Consider the following 20,579-nt stretch of genomic DNA (forward strand, 5'->3'; position numbering starts at 1 on the left):
GGGCTATATACCGCTTGAGTTATTTAATCTTGCTTAGACTTAAATTTTAGCAACCTTAATGCATTAAGAGTAACAATAGCAGTCGCCCCGCTGTCTGCTAAAACAGCCACCCATAAACCCGTAATACCGAGTAGGCTTGTCACTAAGAAAACGCTTTTCAAGCCAAGTGCTAGAGCGATGTTCTGACGAATGTTATTGAGTGTGGCACGAGATAACTCAATCATGCCAGCTAACTCAATCAAACGGTTGTGCGTTATCGCTGCATCAGCGGTTTCCAACGCGACATCTGTACCACCGCCCATCGCAATGCCTATGCTAGACGCTTTCATCGCCGGAGCATCATTGATACCATCACCGACCATAGCAACATTACCGCTAGCTGAAAGCTGTTCGACATATGTCACTTTATCTTGCGGAAGTAGACTCGCCTTGTAGTCGATACCAATCATTGAACTGATAGCCAAAGCACTACGTGGATTATCTCCAGTTAGCATAATCGAGTGAATACCTAACTCATTAAGCGCTTTCACCGCCCTTGCAGAGTCGTCACGCAGGGTATCTTGCCACGCGATCACCCCCATGATGTTACGTTTTGCTTCGATAGCAACAACAACGGTCTTACCCTGCCCTTCCAGCAGCTCAATCATCTCAACCAGCGAATCAGGTAAAGCAAAGCCAACCTTACTAGGTGCACTCACTTGATATTCATTGCCAGACACGACCCCACGAACGCCGCTTCCAACTAAAGCTTGCTTGTCATCAGCCTCTGCAATATCTAGCTTAAGTTTTTTCGCTTTATTCACCAAAGAGACCGCCAGTGGGTGGCTAGAGCCCACTTCAATAGCCGCTATCTTTTCCAATAGAGAATGCTCAGTCCAACCCTCCAAGGCAACGACATCTGTGACTTCCGGTTTTCCTTTAGTTAAGGTGCCCGTTTTATCAAACGCGATAGTTTCGACTCGACCTAGCTGCTCTAACGCCGCGCCCCCTTTGATCAGGGCTCCTCGACGAGCGGCGGCGGCTAACCCAGAAGTAATCGCGGCAGGCGTCGAAATAACCAAAGCACAAGGGCATGCGATAAGCAGCAAAGCCAGTCCACGGTAGATCCACGTTTCCCAAGGTTGAGCAAACAATAGCGGTGGCGTGACAATCACCATTGACGAAACCAGCATCATTAGCGGTGTGTACCAACGGCTAAACTTATCAAGGAACCGTTCTAGTGGCGCTTTGCGAGATTCGGCTTCTTCGATCAAATGGAGAATTCGATCTATCGCGTTCTCGCCCTGCTTTGAAGTGATGGTTAATCTAACGACTTTATCGACAGCAACTGCACCTGCAATCACAGATTCGCCTTGGTAGCGTTCAACAGGAATGGATTCACCTGTGAGGGCGCTTTCATCAAAGCTCGCTACGTCGCCAATAAGTTTACCGTCAGCGGGTAGTCGAGAGCCAGGAGAGACTTCTATTACATCACCAGGCTGTAACTCTCTAGCGGAAACATTGACACGTTCACCATCGACAATTTTCGTCGCATTCTCCGGGACCAATTCCATTAGTGCCTGAACACCACTACGAGCGCGAGAAGCCGCAAAAGCCTCAAGTCGTTCTCCGATCAAAAACAGCAATAGCACCATTGCGGCTTCGATAGTCTCTCCTAAGTAAAGTGCTCCGAGCGCAGCAACGCTCATGAGAGTTTCTATCGCAAAAGGCGTTCCAGAGCGAGCGAGACTGATCGCCTTTTTCGCGATTGGGTATAAGCCTGCTAAACAGGTAAGGATAAACATCCACTCACTGATGTAAGGAAGTGTTGGCTTGATCGCTGCCGCCACAGCCATCGCCAAAGCAATGGCAATAATCTGAGCGTTTTGTTGTAGCACAGATTTCCAACCCGATGACACTGGCTTAGGAGTATTTGAATTTGGACTGGCAAAGGTAAAACCGGTATCTAAAATCGATTGTTCAACGAGCTGGGCAACGCGGGTATTATCTGAGGTGATAATCAGCTTTTCGGTAGCAAACAGAACTTTGGCTTCCACAACACCATCGACTCGATTAACGGCGGTTTCTACTTTACGCGCGCAGGATGGGCAATCCATCCCTTGAATTTTCCAGCTGTGGGTATAACGCGAAGCAGAACTGGGCTCGCCCTCTTCGTCAGATGGGTCAGCCCCGCTATTACAACTGTCCGAGCTACAGCAGCTCGATTCTGTACTCGTTACACCTGCCATCTTAATGGTTGAGATTTGTGGGCTAGCACAAGAACCAGATTGGGAAGGATTAGCCGCGAGTTTTTCTGAGCGGCAAGCTTGATGTTTAGTGCACATATGTTTATCTCCATTCACTGTACACTATCAGTGTAAACCTTGGAGCCTACTCCAAGGTCAAACTTTTTCTGCGCTTTCTTGCGAAATTTCTGTCGTTGACGCCACATCATTAATTAAAACCGCGTCATGAGTACAGAATGGTTGGCTATTGACACTAGTAATTGAAGGATCTGACACCTCGTGAGTGACACAGGTTGATCGCATCAAATCAGAGATGTGTTTACGCAATACAACAATTGCAATGAAGCCGAATACCACGGTACCTACCGCCTGACCATAAAGGACGCCCAGCGGGCCAAACCAAAGCGCCCCTAAATGGACAAATGGCAAAGTTCCTAACGTCGCCTTACCCAGATTGAGTGCCGTTGAATATAGAGGCTTACCTAAGTTATTGAACGACGTATTGGCAACAAACTGCGCGCCATTAAAAATAAAGCTCACTGCAACATAGGTACAAAATGTAGCAACGATAATTTCTGCGTCACCGTCAAGGCTAAACATATGAATAATTAAGTCTTGGGCAAAGTAGAGAATGAGACAAACTGAGATGGTGTAAAGTGTGGTGACGATTAAAGAGTTATTGAGCGTCTCTTTTACACGATCCATACGCTCCGCGCCGTAGTTCTGTCCAATAATAGGCCCAACAGCCCCAGACAGAGCAAAAATAACCGCAAAACAGACTGGTATGAGTCGGCCGATAACCGCAAAGCCCGCCACATAGTTTTCACCAAATTGGGCAATTGCAGAAGTAACGATCGCATTACCGATTGGCGTGGCTATATTGGTGATGATCGCCGGAATAGCAATCGCGACAATAATTTTTAGATTACTTAACCAAACCCTATAGTTAAATTTCGCCGCCAGTTTATGGACACGAATAAGTGGGTAGATTGAGAAAAATAGCACAGTAAAGCGAGCAAATACCGAAGCTAGTGCCGCGCCTTCAACATTCCAACCAAAACCGAAGATAAAAATCGGATCTAGAATTGCGTTCACTAATCCACCCGCTAATGTAGCCCACATTGAACGTTTAGCATCTCCCGCGGCACGCAAACCCGCCCCCGCAGCCATTGCCACTGCAATAACCGGCCCACTAGGCAAAATGATCCTTAGATAGGCTTCAGCTCGCTCTGCCGCTACGCCATGAGCGCCAATTGCCTGCAATAGTTCAGGAATGTAAGCGAACATCACCGCTGCGACAATCACACTGATCGTCACTGCGGTACACAAAATACTGGTACTTAGTTCTCGAGCATATTGCCGCTTATTTGCGCCAATCGCCTTTGAAACTAACGCTCCCATAGCAATAGAAGTACCAATAGATATAGACGTTGAGAAAAAAACTAAAGTCCCAGCAAAACCGACCGCAGCAGCCAACTCAACCTGCCCCAGCATACTGATAAACAGCATATCGACAAGATCGACCACAAACAATGCCATAAGGCCAACCGACCCTGCTCCCGACATCACCAAAATATGTCGCATGGTTGATCCTTCAACAAATTTGGCACTTTGATCGGGCATTTTGCTCTCCTTTCAGTATTGCTCAACAACAAAAAATAAGAGGCGCGATTTTCGCACCTCTTATTTATCTAGCGAATTAGTATGTTACACCGGATGCTTAAAGCAATCTTCGATGTTCTTGCCAATAGCACGTAATACATCTCGTCGGGTAATAATACCGACAAGCTTGCCCCCATCAATCACAGGGTAAACTTTTGGCCGTCCGACTTTCATCATATCGGCAAGTTCGATAATCGAAGTATCAGATGTGACTGATAGTACTTCTGGATGCATACAATCAGCCACGGTATGACTGTCTTGGCAGTAGTAACTCACTTTAATAAGAGTATCAAGCAAGTCTTGTCCTGAAAGAAAGCCTATCACTTCCTTTCTTTCGTTGATCACCGGACCACCAAGGTATCTAGAGTTCATCACTTTATCTAAAGCCGCGCTTAGTGACATCTCTGGCGCAAAGGTTACGGCTTGCAATGTCATATAATCTTTTACTTTCAACGATTCCATTTATGTCTCCTTAACGTGCAAGCTTCGCTGCATATACTGTAATTGTTGCCTAATTTCTTGATTTTACTAAATGGAAAACAACAATTTTTACAATAGGTGCTGGCTATCACGTTTCATAAACTCCGTGCTAGTCTCAGTGCGCTTGCGTATCGCGGTGAGCCAGCCAGGTACTAAATAGTGAAACACAAAATGGTACACAATAGGTCAAACAAGCCTTTAGCCAGTTAAATGGGTGCTCTGCAAAAATCGCATCGTACTGGTTAATGATATTGAGTAAGGTCCCTACCACCAAAGCAATGAGGACGGCTCTTTTAATTATGATATAAGTCATCTTTCACCCTTTTGTGACATGCGTTCCAAGATTAAATGTCTAAACTGTAAATAGTTGCATCAATCAATATATGGGGGCATGACATGAATTCTACTTTTTCAGCCAAGATTGCTAGTAACCCAGATATGATGCATGAAGTTCTTGAGTCACTGCCAGAGCCGACATTTCTGATCGATAAATCAGGAACTTATGTCGAAGCTTGGGGAGGTAGAGACAAGAAACGTCATCATGACCCCACTGCGGTTGTTGGTCTCAATCAATATCAAGTACTTCCAGCTGACAAAGCTATTTGGTTTAGCCAAGTGATTGTTGATGTCATTGAAAGCCAAACTGCTTCTGAGCTTGAATACAGTTTAGACCCAAAAGATTTACGCTGCTTTGATGGTATTGAAGGGCCTCGGCAAGTTCAGCACTTTAGCGCTCTTGTAATTCCCCTACCTAATACATCGTTGGTGCTATGGACAGTAAGAAACATCACCGAATACAAAAGAGCACTAGATAGACTCGCCCATCAGCAGATTGAACTCGAGCGCTTGACCTATATTGACCACCTAAGTCAAATGTATAACCGTTACGCATTAGATGCGCTTTTACCTGAAGCGATTGAATTGGCGAAATTGAAACTGATTGGTTCAGCAGTGTTGATGATAGACGTTGACTGCTTCAAACAGTACAACGACAGTCTTGGTCACCAACAAGGCGATAAAGCACTCAAAACACTCAGCGGCATAATTCATAATTGGGCGAAAAATGACGACCTCTGTTTCCGCTATGGTGGGGATGAGTTTTTGGTATTTATACCTAACGTAATTGAATCAGAAAGTATTGAACGTGCCAAGCAGCTACAAGAAATGGTGAATAAACTTGCCATCCCTCACCCTTCATCTTCAGTCGGTGAACAATTCTCGATTACTATTGGCATACGTCACTGTCATATCGTCCCACAAGATATGAAGGCTGAAAGGTTTATCGCTATTGCCGATCAAGCATTGTTTTATGCCAAAGGACGTCAACGCGGCTCAATACATCAATTGACTGACAATGAAAAAAGCTCCTGTTGATAGGAGCTTCAAGTTTGAAAATGCAATTAGGGATTACGCTGCCAACGCTCCGCAGCCTTGGCATCAGAGTCTCTGGAGTCAACCCATCTAGTTGACTCTGTTGTTCGCTCTTTCTTCCAGAACGGTGCCTTGGTTTTTAGGTAGTCCATGACAAATTCGCAGGCTTCAAAGGCCGCGCCACGGTGAGCGCTTGAAACGCCAACAAAGACAATCTGGTCGCCGATATCTAAATCTCCGACACGGTGTATCACGCGAATATTGAGAACTGGCCAACGCTGCTGCGCTTCATCACAGATTTCGCCAAGCGCTTTTTCTGTCATTCCAGGGTAGTGCTCAAGTGACAACCCCGTCACGTTATCGCCCAAGTTCATATCACGCACCTTACCGGTAAAAGTGACAACTGCGCCCGCAGAAGTACCCTGCGCTAAAGCCTGATATTCATAACCTACGGAAAAGTCCTCAAACTGAACAGAAACTCGACTATCCATAATTACCCTCCCGTTACCGGAGGGAAAAATGCCACTTCATCACCAGGTTGAATAGAATACTCAAACGGTACAATTGACTGATTAACGGCGGCAAGTAGTTTACCTGGCTCTAGCGCGAGATCCCACTTACCGTCTTGCTGCACTAGGTGGGTACGCACTTCCTCAACAGTCGCAAATTCACCCTCGAGCTGTAGTTCATCAATGCCTACCAATTCACGAGTTTGTGCAAAAAACAGTACTTTAATCATGACTCCACCTTAAAGTGACCTGACTTGCCACCCGTTTTTTCTAGCAGCCGGACTTGGCCAATCACCATATCTTTCTGCACAGCTTTACACATATCATAGATAGTCAGTGCAGCGACAGAAGCCGCTGTCAATGCTTCCATTTCAACTCCTGTCTTACCCGCAAGCTTACAAACCGATTCAATACGGACCATGCTCTCAGCTTCAATCGCTTCTAGCTGCACTTCAACTTTGGATAGCAACAAGGGGTGACAAAGCGGAATTAAGTCCCAAGTTTTCTTCGCTGCTTGAATACCTGCAATACGCGCCGTTGCGAACACATCACCTTTGTGATGTGAGCCAGAAACAATCAATTTTAGAGTTTCTGGAGTCATATGAACAAAGGCTTCAGCGCGCGCTTCGCGTACCGTTTCTGCTTTGGCAGATACGTCTACCATGTTTGCTTCACCGGAAGCATTGATATGAGTGAATTCGCTCATTATCGGCTCCTACTCTTAGACTGCTAGGTGAGGCATAAAGTTACATGGGCGGTGACTTGCGTCTAGCTGCTGCTTAATGATCTTTGTCCAGCCCGTGCGACAAGCGCCTGTAGATCCCGGCATTGCGAAAATCACAGTATGGTTAGCAAAGCCAGCAATAGCACGAGATTGGATCGTTGATGTGCCGATCTCTTCATAAGAAACCATACGAAATAGCTCGCCAAAACCTTCAACTTCTTTATCGAATAAAGGTTTAAGGGCCTCAGGTGTGCTATCACGAGAAGTAAAACCTGTTCCGCCAGTAATCATTACCGCTTGAACATTTTCGTCAGCAATCCACTGAGAGACAATAGCGCGAATCTTGTACATATCATCGATAACTATTTTTTTGTCGACGATGTTATGACCTGCTTCTTTTGCATTATCAACTAAGTAGCCACCTGAAGTATCGTTCTCTTCAGTGCGTGTATCAGAAACGGTTAGTACTGCTATATTCGCTGGTTGGAATTTGCTTTCTGCGTGACCCATTTGTTCACCTTTAGTTTTGTCAAAGTCAGCTCATGCTTATCGAATGCACAAGCATGAAGTTTGATTAAGGATGTCTATCAGCCGCCGATGGATGCCAAGTGAGGAGTCATACCCGAGTTTCCATCATGAAGGAAGTGGCTGACCGACTTGGTTTGCAGCTGTTGTTGAATTCGTTCTATAAGTGCTAGCTCTTGCGTATCTTCTTGCAGCAAGTCGCGCAACTCTACACCGTGATCACCAAACAGACATAAGTGAAGCTTACCCGTTGCGGAAACACGCAAGCGGTTACAGCTTTCACAAAAGTCTTTCTCATAAGGCATGATCAAGCCGATCTCACCTTGGTAATCCGGATGGACAAAGACCTGAGCAGGACCATCATTGTTATCACGCACTTTCAGTAACCAGCCATTGGCAATCAATTGATTGCGAATAGCCACACCAGAGACATGGTGACGTTGAAACAGTTCATCCATTTCACCGGTTTGCATCAATTCGATGAATCGTAATTGAATCGGGCGATCTTTGATCCAATTTAGAAAGGCTGGTAATTCGTGCGCATTTAGGTCTTTCATCAATACAACATTGACCTTGACCTGTTCATAGCCCACTTCAAATGCGCGTTCAATACCCGCCATGACCTGAGTATATTTGTTTTCACCAGTAATTTGATGGAACATACGTGGGTCGAGACTATCAACACTGACGTTGATGTGAGTTAGCCCTGCCTCTTTCCATTCTGCGACTTGCTTCTCCATTCGATAACCGTTGGTTGTCGTCGCAACTTTACGAATACCTTGGGTTGAAGCCACCGTATGGATGATTTCGGTAAAATCTTTACGCAAACTTGGCTCACCGCCAGTAATGCGTACTTTAGAGGTGCCACAATCAGCAAACGCTCTAACAACGCGTTTGATCTCTGGCAGTGCTAAAAAAGACGAGTTTTTCTGCCCAGAAGGCTTATAGCCATCAGGCAAACAATATGTACATTTGAAGTTACAGACATCTGTAACGGAAAGTCGCAAGTAATAAAACTTGCGATGGAATCTATCTTCGAATTGTTGCGCCACGGAACACCTTTCCAAACACGGGAGGCATAATCATTTCCAAGTATGCCCTTGTGACAACATGTCACTGGCTCAACAGGCTTATCCCACTGGACTTAGCTTATAGAGCTCGGAGTTATGGCAACTACCTAACGATTTTGGTAGTAGCTGACAAATAAAATACTTAATAATTGTGTGTGATTCTACCCTCAAAGCGAAAAAATCGTGCTTGGAGCCCAAATTACCTAATATTGAGTATTGGTTATTAATGCAATAATCTAAATTGTAGTTGGTTATGAATAAAAAGAAGCTCAGCATGACAATTTACGCTAGCAAAAAAGTGGTCGCGGTCGGTGGAGGCCATGGCCTTGGACGTATGCTTGCAGCATTGAAAGATTTTGGCTCAAACGCAACAGGTATTGTTGCTACAACAGATAACGGTGGCTCTACAGGACGCATTCGCAACTGCCAAGGTGGCATCGCTTGGGGCGATACGCGCAACTGTATCAATCAGCTCATCACTGACCCATCAATTAGCTCGATGATGTTTGAATATCGCTTTAAAGGCGCCGGAGAACTCGATGGACACAACCTCGGTAACTTGATGCTTACCGCCCTCGATAACCTCTCGGTTCGACCTCTTGACGCAACAAACCTAATCCGCAATATGCTGAAAGTTGATGTCAATATCATCCCGATGTCAGAACACCCGTCAGACTTAAAGGCACTGGCTCCAGACGGACGCTGGGTTACGGGTGAGACCAATGTCGATGAAATGCCCGAAAAGTTGATTCGATTGGATCTCGAACCAGAGGTCCCTGCGACCAAGGAAGGGGTCATCGCGATTGAAGAAGCCGATGCCATTATTCTTGGTCCAGGTAGTTTTCTTACCAGTATTATGCCACCGCTCTTGCTGCCAGAAGTAGGCAGAGCGATAGCCAATAACCGCACCGCAAAACTCGTTTTTGTCGAGAACCTTTCACCTGAGTTTGGGCCTGCAGGACAAATGACTTTACAAGAAAAATTAGAATGGTGTGAACGCTCTTGCCAAGGGCGCAAGATCGATGTGGTTCTGGGAGAAGCCCCCCACCCTGAGTTAGACGGTTGGAACTGTGTTACGACGCCGCTGGCCTCACCCAATCGCGACTGGCGTCATGATCGGGCAAAGCTACAACAAGCTATCGAGTGGTTACTGATCAAATAATTGTTGGTATCTCTGTTGGGTTTCACCCAGTAGAGATAACATTTGTTGCTTGTTACTCTCGGAGTCGAGTGCAACACCCAACTTCGCACATGAATCCACCTCAACCGAATAAGCGCGCAGTGCCTCAGCACCAAAACTTGCGGCGCTGCTTTTTAGCGCGTGACTGATCTCTTTTAAATACTGCTCTTGCTCAGCACCGTCTATTTGAGAAAGCTTGTTGATATACATTTGCAGCTCACCTAAAAATATCTCGAGCAACACCGGAACATTTTCTTCTCCGATTTCACTGGCAAGCCTGTCGATTTTGCTTTGATCTAGTATATCCACTATTGCACTTCCTTCGCATTCCAAGCTTGCAGCTTTCTATATATTGTAGATGGGCTAACGTCTAAATAGCCTGCTGCTTTAGGTATATTGCCATCACAGGCCTTAATGGCTTGTTCAATCGCATTCTTCTCTGTCAGCCACAGAGGGAAAATATCTTGCACTGTGACAGCTTCACTCTGCGGTCGTGTCACTCGAATTTCATTTTTTGAAGGTTGATTAAGTGGTGGTGGCAACATAGCTAAGTCAATCTCACGGCCATTATTCAATACCACCACATTCCGCAAAACGTTTTGAAGTTGACGCACATTACCCGGCCACTCATAGCGCGAGAAACGCTCAACAACCTCTGGTGCTAAGCGAATAAAATCTTTACCTTCTTCCTTAGACATAAAACCTAATAATGAGTAGGCAATCTCAATAATATCATCACCTCGATCTCTTAAAGGTGGTAGGTGAAGCGGGATTACATACAAACGATAGTACAGATCTTCTCTAAAGCGCCCTTGTTCAACTTCTTTCCAAGGATCCTTATTGGTCGCACAAACAAATCGCACATCGACATTCTTCATCTTCGATGAGCCAACTTTTTGGAAAGTACCTGTCTGAATAAAGCGTAACAGTTTGGTTTGCAAATCCAGATCCATTTCACACAATTCATCTAAGAAAAGTGTACCGCCATCGGCCAATTCAGCGGCACCCTGCCGATCGGTAGCGGCTCCAGTAAAGGCCCCTTTAACGTGGCCAAACAGCTCACTCTCAATCAAATCTTTTGGAATCGCAGCACAGTTAATGGCAATAAAAGGTTTGTCACCACGTTTACTTGTGGCATGAATGGCTTCCGCACAGACCTCTTTACCCGTGCCACTTTCTCCGGTGATAAAGATACTCGCTTTACTCGTCGCTGCAGAGTCAATGGTTCTATAAACCGCTTGCATCGTTTGGCTACTACCGATAAAACCTTGATAGCCCTGACTTCCTGAATTACCTCCGTCGTTTTTCAGCTTGTTCGCTTTGCGTAAGGCGTTATTAACCGTTACACGAAGTCGGTCAGCTTCACAGGGTTTAATAAGAAAATCTTGCGCACCATGGCGCATCGCTTCAACGGCGGTATCAATCGAGCCATGTGCCGTCATAAAGATGACAGGGACGTCAGGGTTCTTTTCTTTGACCGCGTGCAATACGTCCATACCTGTCATATCAGGTAGACGCAGATCAAGCAGGATTAGATCAGGCGTTCTGAAATTGAGACTATCAATTGCATCACGGCCCGTACCGACGATATTGATATCAATTTGTAGAGGTGTCAGATAAGAACGATACAACGCCGCAACAGAAGCAGTATCTTCTACCATCAACAAATACTTTGAGTTTTTTGCTTGTGTATTATATTGCATAACCTAGCCAAGGCATTCTTCGCATTTATATAAATAGTCGCATTGCGCTTTGCATTATGCAATTTAAAAGATAAAAAACTCCTGAATATGGTGATGAAGTACGCATTTTACCAGCAATATAATTTGGCACGCTATATGCAAAATATCTATTGACCCTTACGGGTCACCTAGCCAACTGACGTTGTTAGTGAACTTAGTATTCACAAATTACAGCCAGTAGAACCCAGTTTCTGCTGGCTATTTTTTTGTCTTAAGTCTAGGCCACTAACTATTGACGATAAACTGTTTACGCAGCTTATCGATTTCATCCCGCTTTTGCGCCGCTAATTCAAACTCAAGATCTTGAGCGTGTTGATACATTTGCGCTTCAAGCTTGCTGATCTCTTTATCTAGCTGCTGAGGTGTCATTACATCGTAGCTCTGAGATGGCTCAGCCACTTTAGACAGCGGTACTGTTTTGCTTGCACGCTGTTTTTTGCTCTTCGTGATGTCACCTAACTCCATAATGTCTTTGACATTACGCTTAAGTGCCTGTGGTTCAATGCCGATCTTTTGATTGTAAGCTTGTTGCTTTTCGCGACGACGTTCTGTCTCACCCATCGCCTTTTCCATCGATTTTGTGACTCTATCGGCGTACAAAATCGCTTTACCCGATATATTACGAGCCGCACGACCAATGGTCTGAATAAGCGACCGCTCTGAACGTAGGAAGCCTTCTTTGTCAGCATCAAGAATCGCCACCAAGGAAACCTCTGGCATATCTAAGCCTTCTCGTAATAAGTTGATACCGACCAGTACATCAAACTCACCCAAACGCAAATCACGGATGATCTCAACCCTTTCAACGGTATCGATATCCGAGTGTAAGTAACGAACTTTGACATCATGCTCTGTCAGATATTCGGTCAGATCCTCTGCCATACGTTTGGTCAATGTGGTCACCAAGACTCGTTCATCTTTCGCGGCACGGATACGAATTTCTGATAACAGATCATCAACCTGTGTCGCTACCGGACGAACTTCGAGTTCAGGATCAAGCAGACCTGTCGGACGAACAACCTGATCTGCGATTTCACCATCCGACTTCTCTAATTCATAGTTCCCTGGTGTGGCCGAGACGAATATCGTCTGAGGTGAGATAGACTCAAACTCTTCAAACTTCATCGGACGGTTATCTAAAGCGGAAGGCAGACGGAAACCAAATTCCACCAACGTCTCTTTGCGCGAACGGTCTCCTTTGTACATCGCACCAATTTGAGGGACTGTGACATGAGATTCATCGATAATCAGTAGACCATCGTGCGGCAGATAATCAAACAAGGTTGGCGGCGGCTCACCCTCGCTACGACCACTCAAGTAGCGTGAGTAGTTTTCGATACCCGAACAAAAACCAAGTTCGTTCATCATCTCAATATCAAACTGGGTACGTTGCGAAATACGCTGCTCTTCAAGCAATTTGTTGTTGTCGAGAAGGTGCTTCTTACGCCCTTCTAGCTCGACTTTAATCTTCTCTATTGCATCAAGGATCCGTTCTCTTGGCGTAACATAGTGGGTTTTGGGATAAATAGTATAACGCGCCAAGTCACGCTGCTTGACGGCACCAGTGAGAGGATCAAAGACACTGATACAGTCCACTTCATCATCGAACATCTCGATACGTACCGCGTCTTGATCGGATTCAGCCGGAAAGATATCAATCACTTCCCCACGCACGCGAAACTGACCGCGCTCAAAAGCAACATCATTGCGACTATACTGAAGCTCAGCTAGTCGACGTAAAATATCGCGCTGGTCCATCACATCACCACGACGAATATGTAGCATCATCTGTAAATATGACTCGGGGTCACCCAGACCGTAAATCGCCGACACAGAAGCAACAATGATGGCATCTTTGCGTTCTAATAGTGCTTTAGTCGCGGACAGACGCATTTGCTCGATATGAGCATTCACTGACGCATCTTTCTCAATAAAAGTATCCGTAGTTGGTACGTAAGCTTCAGGCTGATAGTAATCGTAGTAAGAGACAAAGTATTCAACCGCATTGTTAGGAAAGAAAGATTTCATTTCCCCATAAAGCTGAGCTGCCAGAGTTTTATTGGGTGCAAGTAAAATGGCAGGTCGTTGAGCACTGGCGATCACATTAGCAAGCGTAAAAGTTTTTCCTGAGCCAGTCACACCAAGTAAAGTTTGGTGGGCTAATCCAGAGTCAAGGCCATCAAGCAACTGCTCAATCGCTGTCGGCTGATCACCAGAAGGCTTATAATCAGATACTAAATCAAAAACTTTGCTCATACTTCATCTCTGTCTAGTCATAAAGAGGAAGCTCTATTGTGGCTGTATATATATACAGACTCAAGCTTTAACGAAAAAATTAATCTCTGTTTTATATAAAGTGGCATTTTACCGCTAGATCATCATCTTTAATCCTGATATTATCTTCCGCCCTGCTAGAGATCTACCTTTAAAATAAGCTCAGTTTAACTCACAGCTTATTCACATTTTCGCTAAAAAATAACTTTAATCCACAATATTCAGATTTCTTCCACTTCCTTGAGTCAGCGAAAAATACCTATATAATTCGTTGTGCAACAACACATTACAGCCACAATCGTCAAACTCAGCCAAATTCCAATATCATCAAGTTTTACATTTTTCTGACTTACTCAAATTTCACACACACAGTTATCCACAAAATTGGTGGATAACTAAAGCTGTCCCTTATTCGGCAAGGGCTTCAGGAAAGTAAAGAATTTTTTATGAGATTTTTTTGGTTAGAATAGCACTAATCATATTGACACTACCTAAGCTGATAGCTAATATTCGCCTCGCTCAAAGCAATTCCCCCTTAGTTCAGTTGGTAGAACGGCGGACTGTTAATCCGTATGTCGCAGGTTCGAGTCCCGCAGGGGGAGCCAAATTCAGAAAAAGCTCAATCGAAAGGTTGAGCTTTTTCGTTTTAGCTGCGACTTGCTTGTTTCAAGCTAATGTCTCAGAGCTAGCTCCCGCGTTGAGTGCCAACCGAGAGAGCTAGGTTTAGAAAGAGCCGTGTCGTAAGACACGGCTTTTTCGTATCTAAACACTACACAACTTCTGCGTACCGAACTCGACCTTATGGCTTAAGCTAGTGCTGGGATAACGTTAAAAAGAGGATTTAGTTTGCGAGTGTGAGTACAGCCTCTTAGAGTCGCAATTAAACGTATATTTTCACACATTTTCGTGAGTTAATGATAACCTTGCGCATTATATCCGCGATATCGTTCTACCATTTAAATCCATTGCTAGCCAATAACCAATCTAAGTCTTGTTATGAAAAAAGTTCTAGTCATTTCTTACTCTCAAAGTGGGCAGCTTTCTCAGTTTGTAAAATCCGCCACAGAACCACTTAATCAAAGTGATGAAATACAAGTTGATTATCACATCTTGGAGCCTGTCAAACCTTATCCATATCCATGGACGTTTTATTCATTTTTTGATGCTTTCCCGGAAGCAATCTATATGAATGGTTGTGAACTAAAGCCAGCTCCGCATTTATCCGATGACTATGACTTAATTATTATCGGTTATACTGTTTGGTTTTTAGCCCCCGCAACACCTATTACTGGCTTCCTAAGAACAGACCAAGCGAAGCAATTACTAAAAGATAAACCTGTTGTGACGCTGATTGCCTGTCGCGATATGTGGGTTATGGCTCAAGAAAAAATGAAATCCTTAATCAAGGATTGTGGTGGTCATTTAATTGATAACGCGGTTTTGACTGATCAAAGTGGCACTATTTATTCGTTTGTCACCACCCCGCGCTGGATGCTAACAGGCAAAAAAGACCCGTTCTGGGTATTTCCAGCAGCAGGTGTTTCTAAGCAAGATATTACAGAAAGCGCTCGATTCGGAACGCGTCTAGTATCGGCTTTGTCTCAAAACTTAGAAAAAGAAGCAAGACCCTTACTAACAAACTTGAATGCCGTCAAAGTCAACGGCAAATTAATCGGCTCTGAAAAAATAGCCACCCGCTCCTTTATGATATGGGGAAAGTTAATTCAGCGTTCAGGTCAACCCGGTGCCTTTTCCCGTAAAGTTGTAATTACTATTTACGTACTGTTCCTAATTACGATGATTTTCACTCTGGTTCCTATTAATTTACTGGCTAAAAAGCTTATCTCTCCTCTGATGAAAAAATCGATTGAGAAAAGCACTGAATACTATGAAAAACCGTCTGGGCGATAACATGAACAAAAGAGTATATATAAACGATGTCCAAGCTTTTTTGCCAAATGAAGCGGTAGATAATAAGCAAATAGAAAACGTGTTAGGGCAAGTTGGCGAACGCCCTTCGAGAGCCAAAAATCTTATACTACGCTCGAATCAGATCAAGCAGCGTTACTATGCGATTGATCCTGAAACTGGCAGTACAACACATAACAACACCCAACTTACCGCTGAAGCGATACGAAAACTCAACTCAAACGGCTTTGATATCAACCAAATCGAGCTATTAGCTTGTGGCACGACTATCGCGGATCAACTACTACCAAACCATGCGTTAATGGTACATGGCGAATTAGCTATCCCAAGTTGTGAAGTCGTCGCGATGGCGGGAATCTGTTTAGCAGGCACAATGTCATTAAAATACGGTTATATGTCTGTCTTAAGTGGCCAGAGCCAAAACGCCGTTGTCACAGGTTCAGAGAACGCTTCAGCGATGATGCGTGCAAACCAATTTGAAGCAGAAGTATCAGGTAAGTTAGAAGAGTTGGAACGCCAGCCAGAAATAGCTTTTGAAAAAGACTTTTTACGTTGGATGCTGAGCGATGGCGCAGGTGCTGCGTTGCTAAGTGCTGAGAAAAATAAAACGGGTATTTCGCTAGAAATCGAGTGGATTGAACAAAAGTCTTATGCCAACGAGCTGGACGCCTGTATGTATGCCGGAGCAGAAAAACAGCCAGATGGACAGCTAAAAGGCTGGAGAGAGTACCCCACTCAGGCATGGTTAGAACAATCGATTTTCTCCGTTAAACAAGACGTAAAACAGTTAAACGATAACATTGTCGAATACACAGTTACACGCCCACTAAAAGAGCTGATTGAATGTGGCAAAGTGGACCCGAATGAGGTCACTTATTTCCTACCGCACTACTCTTCTGGTTATTTCCGCGATCGTTTGTATCAAGGCATGCTGGAAGCTGAATGTGATATCCCCCAAAAACGTTGGTTTACCAACTTGTCGTCTAAGGGGAATACAGGTTCTGCGTCCATCTATATTATTTTGGAAGAATTGTTTCATTCTGAACAATTGAAAGTTGGCGACACCTTGTTGTGTTACGTCCCCGAAAGTGGGCGATTCTCTACTGCATTTATGCAGCTTAAGGTGGTGTAATGGAAGTTAAAAAAGTACCCCAAGATCAGTCTTCTACTTACGCCAATAACAGCAAAGCGGTATATGCAACCAGTGAATCTGGTGAGTATTCAGTGGTAACCTCTTCTGGTTGGGAAGCTGAAGAGCTTGTTACTAAACAAGCGCTGAATGAATTTGAACGCCAAGCTTGTGCGGCTTATGAACTGGTCAAAAAAGGTCAGAAATCTCCGCTTTATTATCATATGTATGCACAACGAATGGACCTCATGGTACTCGCTCAATCAGTAGGCTGGTTTCAATGGCGGGTCAAACGCCATATGAACCCAGGTGTTTTTGCCAAACTTTCTGCAAACAAACTCAACCAGTATAGCGAGGCGCTAGGTATTAGTGTTGAGCAACTTGTTACCCTACCGAAGCTTAATCTAGAGGAGGTCAAGCATGAGCAATAATGGCTTCTCTCACCAACACCATGCGCACTGCGAAAGTGGCGTTATGTCATCAATGTTAACCCACCAAGGCTTGCCTTTGTCGGAGCCAATGGTATTCGGCTTATCGGGTGCGCTTACTTTCGCCTATCTTCCTTTTGTCAAACTCAGTGGAATGCCACTCATCGCCTATCGCTCCATGCCTAAATCGATTATAAAAGGCGTGCAGAAAGCATTGGGGGTGAAAATGAAAGTAGAAACATTTTCCAAACCAGAACATGGCACAAAAAGACTCGACTCTTTGTTAACACAAGGTAAAGTCGTCGGCGCACAAACCTCGGTGTTTTGGCTTCCGTATTTCCCTGAGGAAATGCGTTTCCATTTTAATGCTCACAATCTCATTGTGGTTGGTAAACAAAACAAAACCTATACCATCAGTGATCCAGTGTTCGAGCATCTTGTTTCATCCGATGAAAGTGCTCTGCAAAAAGCACGTTTTGTTAAGGGAGTCATGGCGCCGAAAGGAGCATTGTACTATCCGACCCACGTACCAGCATCGATCGATTACCCTAAAGTCATCGAAAAAAGCATCAAGAAAACCGCCAAATCTATGCTAAAAACCCCAGTTCCGATTGCGGGGCTTAAAGGTATGCACTTTCTAGCCAAGCATATCCGCAGGCTAGAAAGCAAAGACGTACATTATGCCAAATTATTTTTAGGGCATATCATCCGCATGCAAGAAGAAATCGGCACTGGCGGAGCAGGGTTTAGATACATTTACGCATCTTTTTTGCAAGAATCTGCCGCGCTAATTGCTAACGACAAACTAGCCAAAGCGTCGACTGAAATGACTAAAATTGGTGATGAGTGGCGTGAGTTCGCCCTACTGATTGCCAAGTCGATCCGTCCTAGAAACAAACAAGCGATCGATTTCTCTGCTATTGCCAACAAACTTGAGTCTATTGCAGACCAAGAAAAACAACTTTATCAATCACTTCTGAGAGCCTTTTAATGATCCAAATAAAGGCCTTATCCAAATCATACAATGACGTCAAAGCGTTAGATAATTTATCTCTTACGGTCCCTTCTAACTCAATTTTCGGTTTACTTGGACCAAATGGCGCAGGTAAAACCACGCTTATGTCTATATTGAATGGCTTGTTAAGTTATGATTCTGGCAACATCACCTTCTTCGACCAGCCTTTATCAAACAACCTTAAAGCCATCCGTCAGCGTTGTTCGTTAATTCCTCAAAGTCTCGCTTTTTACGAACACTTAACGGTGAAAGAAAACTTGAATTTTTTCGCCGGTATTCAGGGTATTAAAGGTAAGAGTTTTAGTCGCAATTTTGCCTATGCCGTTGAAACAAATCGATTGTCGTCTATGTTAGAGCGCAAAGCATCGACGCTGTCTGGAGGGCAAAAACGTCGGTTAAATATTGCTATTGGGTTGCTAAATAACCCTGATGTGCTGTTTTTTGACGAGCCCACCGTCGGTATTGATCCTGAATCTCGCAACGACATTCTCGACAGTATTAAAGAGTACGCCAACGACAATAAAACCATCATCTATACCTCTCACTATATGCCTGAGATCGAAAAAATCTGCGATGAAGTTGCGATTATTAACGCCGGAAAAATCGTCAAGCAAGGCACCATAGACGAGATGGTCAACAATCATGAGTCGCAACAAGTGGTCGTGGAACTCTACCCCCAAACTCAGCCCATTAAGGGCCTGTTTGATCTGCACGACATGGTGCACATTATTGACAATGAAACGCTACTGATTAACACCACAGAAGCCTCGGTTGTCGCCTCCGTTCTTAGCAAGCTAGAACAAGAACAACTGAAAGCTAAGCATATCCGTTACGGAACCACTACCTTAGAGTCAATGTTTATTCAGCTAACTTCTAAGGAGCGATGTGATGTTTAAAGCAATGCTGACTAAAGAGTTTTTACTGATCAGTCGAGACAAGCACGCATTAGCCGCTCTGTTTATAATGCCTTGCGTGTTTATTTTAATCATGTCCATCGCCTTGAAGGATGTGATGAATGAAGACAAATCTCTGATGAATTTTATCGCGGTTGATCGCGATCAGAGCCAAGCAAGTCAAACTTTGCTGACCCAACTTGCAGAAACTCCCTCTTTTTCGCAACACGAATACAACCAAGATAGCTACCACTCGCCGGAAGAGGAAGGGGTTCAATTTATCCTTGATATACCAGTCGGGTTTGAAAGCGCTCAAGCCCCCATCAATTTGACGGTTGCCGCCGATACATCCCCATCTATGTTAAGCCTTTTCAAAAACCAGTTGTCACTTATCTGGATGACTACTCAGCTCGAATCTCTCCATGCAGCGAAGCAAGCTCAGTCAAATTTAGCAGGCAATGGTAAGGTCAAACCTTTCGAAGATGCTCTTGTTGATGTGAAGTATGCTAAGTTTGCCGACAATGAAAAACCGACATCAACTCAGCAAAGTGTTCCTTCATGGATAGTGTTTGGCTTATTTTTCGTCGTCATTCCGATGTCGACCATCTTTATTAACGAGAAAAAGCAAAACACGCTAAGACGCCTTATGACGATGAACGTCAGCATCCCCAACTTATTTGCTGGAAAAATCATCCCGTATATGTTGATCAATCAAGTTCAAGTCTGGTTAATGATTGCGGTTGGTGTCTATATAGTGCCGTATTTTGGCGCTGCACCACTTACTATTTCTGGTTCGATTTTGGGCCTACTCATCGTCTCCCTAGCATTGAGTATCTCTGCTATAGGTCTGTCTATTTTAATTGCCAGCGCCGTAGATAGTGTTGAGCAAGCAACTACCATAGGTGGGATTATTAATATTCTCTTAGGGGCGATCGGTGGGGTAATGGTTCCAAAGGTTGTGATGCCAGAATCTATGCAGACTCTGAGTAATATCTCTCCTATGTCCTGGGGGCTTGAAGGGTTCCTAGATATTTTCTTGCGTGGTGGCAGTGTGCACGACATCGTTCCAGAAGCAGCAGCCTTAGCCCTCTTTGGTGTTGTGTCACTTAGTCTAGCAGCCGTTGTATTCACATTTAAAAAAAGGAAAGAAGCATGAAAGGCTCTTTAGACAACGAATTTAAACTAAAACTAAAAACATTGATTCTTGAAGAGTGCGATCGTGACGAAATTGATCCATCTGAGCTATCTGACGATGTCATGCTCTTTTCTCCTGAAAGTGAGCTTGAATTTGACTCTGTAGATGGTTTGCAGATTTCGATGCTTCTTCAACGCCACTTTAACTTACGCTTAGTCGACCCAAAAGAGTTCCGCCGGGTTGTCACAACCATCAACCATCTCGCCGATCACCTTCAACCTGAGTAAC

General features: G+C 44.4%; 21 protein-coding genes, 1 tRNA gene and 1 riboswitch. Of the genes, 10 read left to right on the forward strand and 12 right to left on the reverse strand.

Annotated features, from left to right (window positions below; translation table 11 throughout):
* Positions 1 to 23: 23 nt before the first annotated feature.
* The 4 genes from APB76_RS12545 to nrtS all read right to left on the reverse strand — a co-directional run bounded on the left by APB76_RS12545 (position 24) and on the right by nrtS (position 4,680).
* Entirely contained in the window at positions 24 to 2,324 is a 2,301-nt protein-coding gene (locus APB76_RS12545; RefSeq protein WP_054961494.1) for a zinc/cadmium/mercury/lead-transporting ATPase, read from the reverse strand.
* Positions 2,325 to 2,381: 57 nt separating this feature from the next.
* Entirely contained in the window at positions 2,382 to 3,848 is a 1,467-nt protein-coding gene (locus APB76_RS12550; RefSeq protein WP_054961493.1) for an MATE family efflux transporter, read from the reverse strand.
* Positions 3,849 to 3,932: 84 nt separating this feature from the next.
* Positions 3,933 to 4,349 (reverse strand): CBS domain-containing protein, encoded by a 417-nt coding sequence (locus APB76_RS12555; protein ID WP_049843519.1) that lies wholly within the window; start codon positions 4,347 to 4,349, stop codon positions 3,933 to 3,935.
* A 133-nt stretch (positions 4,350 to 4,482) separates the two neighbouring features.
* Positions 4,483 to 4,680: a nitrate/nitrite transporter NrtS gene (gene nrtS, locus APB76_RS12560; protein ID WP_049843518.1), complete on the reverse strand. Its 198-nt coding sequence runs from the start codon at positions 4,678 to 4,680 to the stop codon at positions 4,483 to 4,485.
* An 83-nt stretch (positions 4,681 to 4,763) separates the two neighbouring features.
* Between nrtS and APB76_RS12565 the strand changes: the two genes are divergently transcribed.
* Complete coding sequence (locus tag APB76_RS12565) at positions 4,764 to 5,741, forward strand: sensor domain-containing diguanylate cyclase (RefSeq protein ID WP_054961492.1); 978 nt, start codon at positions 4,764 to 4,766, stop codon at positions 5,739 to 5,741.
* Positions 5,742 to 5,767: 26 nt separating this feature from the next.
* Here the strand turns inward: APB76_RS12565 and moaE are convergent, their stop codons facing one another.
* From moaE to moaA, 5 genes are all read right to left on the reverse strand, one after another.
* Entirely contained in the window at positions 5,768 to 6,229 is a 462-nt protein-coding gene (gene moaE, locus APB76_RS12570; RefSeq protein WP_054961491.1) for a molybdopterin synthase catalytic subunit MoaE, read from the reverse strand.
* A 2-nt stretch (positions 6,230 to 6,231) separates the two neighbouring features.
* Positions 6,232 to 6,477 (reverse strand): molybdopterin synthase sulfur carrier subunit, encoded by a 246-nt coding sequence (moaD, locus tag APB76_RS12575; RefSeq protein ID WP_054961490.1) that lies wholly within the window; start codon positions 6,475 to 6,477, stop codon positions 6,232 to 6,234.
* Positions 6,474 to 6,953 (reverse strand): cyclic pyranopterin monophosphate synthase MoaC, encoded by a 480-nt coding sequence (gene moaC, locus APB76_RS12580; RefSeq protein ID WP_049843514.1) that lies wholly within the window; start codon positions 6,951 to 6,953, stop codon positions 6,474 to 6,476. Before moaC ends, moaD begins: the two co-directional genes overlap by 4 nt.
* 15 nt (positions 6,954 to 6,968) lie before the next feature.
* Positions 6,969 to 7,481 carry a molybdenum cofactor biosynthesis protein B gene (moaB, locus tag APB76_RS12585; RefSeq protein ID WP_054961489.1) on the reverse strand — a complete coding sequence of 171 codons (513 nt, stop codon included), beginning with the start codon at positions 7,479 to 7,481 and terminating at the stop codon, positions 6,969 to 6,971.
* Between the two features lie 77 nt (positions 7,482 to 7,558).
* Entirely contained in the window at positions 7,559 to 8,548 is a 990-nt protein-coding gene (gene moaA / locus APB76_RS12590) for a GTP 3',8-cyclase MoaA (protein WP_054961488.1), read from the reverse strand.
* Positions 8,537 to 8,672: riboswitch (molybdenum cofactor riboswitch) on the reverse strand. Its footprint overlaps the gene before it by 12 nt.
* Before the next feature lie 168 nt (positions 8,673 to 8,840).
* On the opposite strand from moaA, the gene APB76_RS12595 reads away from it, so the two are divergent.
* The gene (locus APB76_RS12595; protein ID WP_054961487.1) at positions 8,841 to 9,728 is read left to right on the forward strand and encodes a YvcK family protein; all 888 of its coding nucleotides are present in this window, start codon (positions 8,841 to 8,843) and stop codon (positions 9,726 to 9,728) included.
* On the opposite strand, the gene luxU is transcribed toward APB76_RS12595, so the two are convergent.
* The 3 genes from luxU to uvrB form a co-directional block, all read right to left on the reverse strand.
* Entirely contained in the window at positions 9,714 to 10,055 is a 342-nt protein-coding gene (gene luxU, locus APB76_RS12600; protein WP_049843510.1) for a quorum-sensing phosphorelay protein LuxU, read from the reverse strand. The two genes, APB76_RS12595 and luxU, sit on opposite strands and share 15 nt — an antisense overlap.
* On the reverse strand, positions 10,055 to 11,449 hold the full coding sequence (luxO, locus tag APB76_RS12605) for a quorum-sensing sigma-54 dependent transcriptional regulator LuxO (protein ID WP_054961486.1): 1,395 nt from the start codon (positions 11,447 to 11,449) through the stop codon (positions 10,055 to 10,057). The genes luxU and luxO overlap by 1 nt, the downstream gene beginning before the upstream one ends.
* Positions 11,450 to 11,713: 264 nt before the next feature.
* Positions 11,714 to 13,744, reverse strand: coding sequence for an excinuclease ABC subunit UvrB (gene uvrB, locus APB76_RS12610; protein WP_054961485.1), 2,031 nt, complete (start codon positions 13,742 to 13,744; stop codon positions 11,714 to 11,716).
* 547 nt (positions 13,745 to 14,291) lie between these two features.
* Here uvrB and APB76_RS12615 point away from each other — a divergent pair.
* From APB76_RS12615 to APB76_RS12650, 8 genes are all read left to right on the forward strand, one after another.
* A tRNA-Asn gene (locus APB76_RS12615) sits at positions 14,292 to 14,367 on the forward strand.
* 391 nt (positions 14,368 to 14,758) lie between these two features.
* Positions 14,759 to 15,673: a flavodoxin family protein gene (locus APB76_RS12620; RefSeq protein WP_054961484.1), complete on the forward strand. Its 915-nt coding sequence runs from the start codon at positions 14,759 to 14,761 to the stop codon at positions 15,671 to 15,673.
* Between the two features lies 1 nt (position 15,674).
* The gene (locus APB76_RS12625) at positions 15,675 to 16,823 is read left to right on the forward strand and encodes a beta-ketoacyl-ACP synthase III (protein ID WP_054961483.1); all 1,149 of its coding nucleotides are present in this window, start codon (positions 15,675 to 15,677) and stop codon (positions 16,821 to 16,823) included.
* A complete protein-coding gene (locus APB76_RS12630; protein ID WP_049843506.1) occupies positions 16,823 to 17,251 on the forward strand; it encodes a hypothetical protein in 429 nt (142 codons plus the stop codon). The genes APB76_RS12625 and APB76_RS12630 overlap by 1 nt, the downstream gene beginning before the upstream one ends.
* Positions 17,241 to 18,239, forward strand: coding sequence for a BtrH N-terminal domain-containing protein (locus APB76_RS12635; RefSeq protein WP_049843505.1), 999 nt, complete (start codon positions 17,241 to 17,243; stop codon positions 18,237 to 18,239). The genes APB76_RS12630 and APB76_RS12635 overlap by 11 nt, the downstream gene beginning before the upstream one ends.
* Positions 18,239 to 19,159, forward strand: coding sequence for an ABC transporter ATP-binding protein (locus APB76_RS12640; protein WP_054961482.1), 921 nt, complete (start codon positions 18,239 to 18,241; stop codon positions 19,157 to 19,159). The genes APB76_RS12635 and APB76_RS12640 overlap by 1 nt, the downstream gene beginning before the upstream one ends.
* Entirely contained in the window at positions 19,152 to 20,312 is a 1,161-nt protein-coding gene (locus APB76_RS12645; RefSeq protein WP_054961481.1) for an ABC transporter permease, read from the forward strand. The genes APB76_RS12640 and APB76_RS12645 overlap by 8 nt, the downstream gene beginning before the upstream one ends.
* Positions 20,309 to 20,578 (forward strand): acyl carrier protein, encoded by a 270-nt coding sequence (locus tag APB76_RS12650; protein ID WP_049843502.1) that lies wholly within the window; start codon positions 20,309 to 20,311, stop codon positions 20,576 to 20,578. The genes APB76_RS12645 and APB76_RS12650 overlap by 4 nt, the downstream gene beginning before the upstream one ends.
* Position 20,579: the final 1 nt, after the last annotated feature.

Origin of the sequence: Vibrio bivalvicida (assembly GCF_001399455.2) — a bacterium.
Lineage (GTDB): Bacteria > Pseudomonadota > Gammaproteobacteria > Enterobacterales > Vibrionaceae > Vibrio > Vibrio bivalvicida.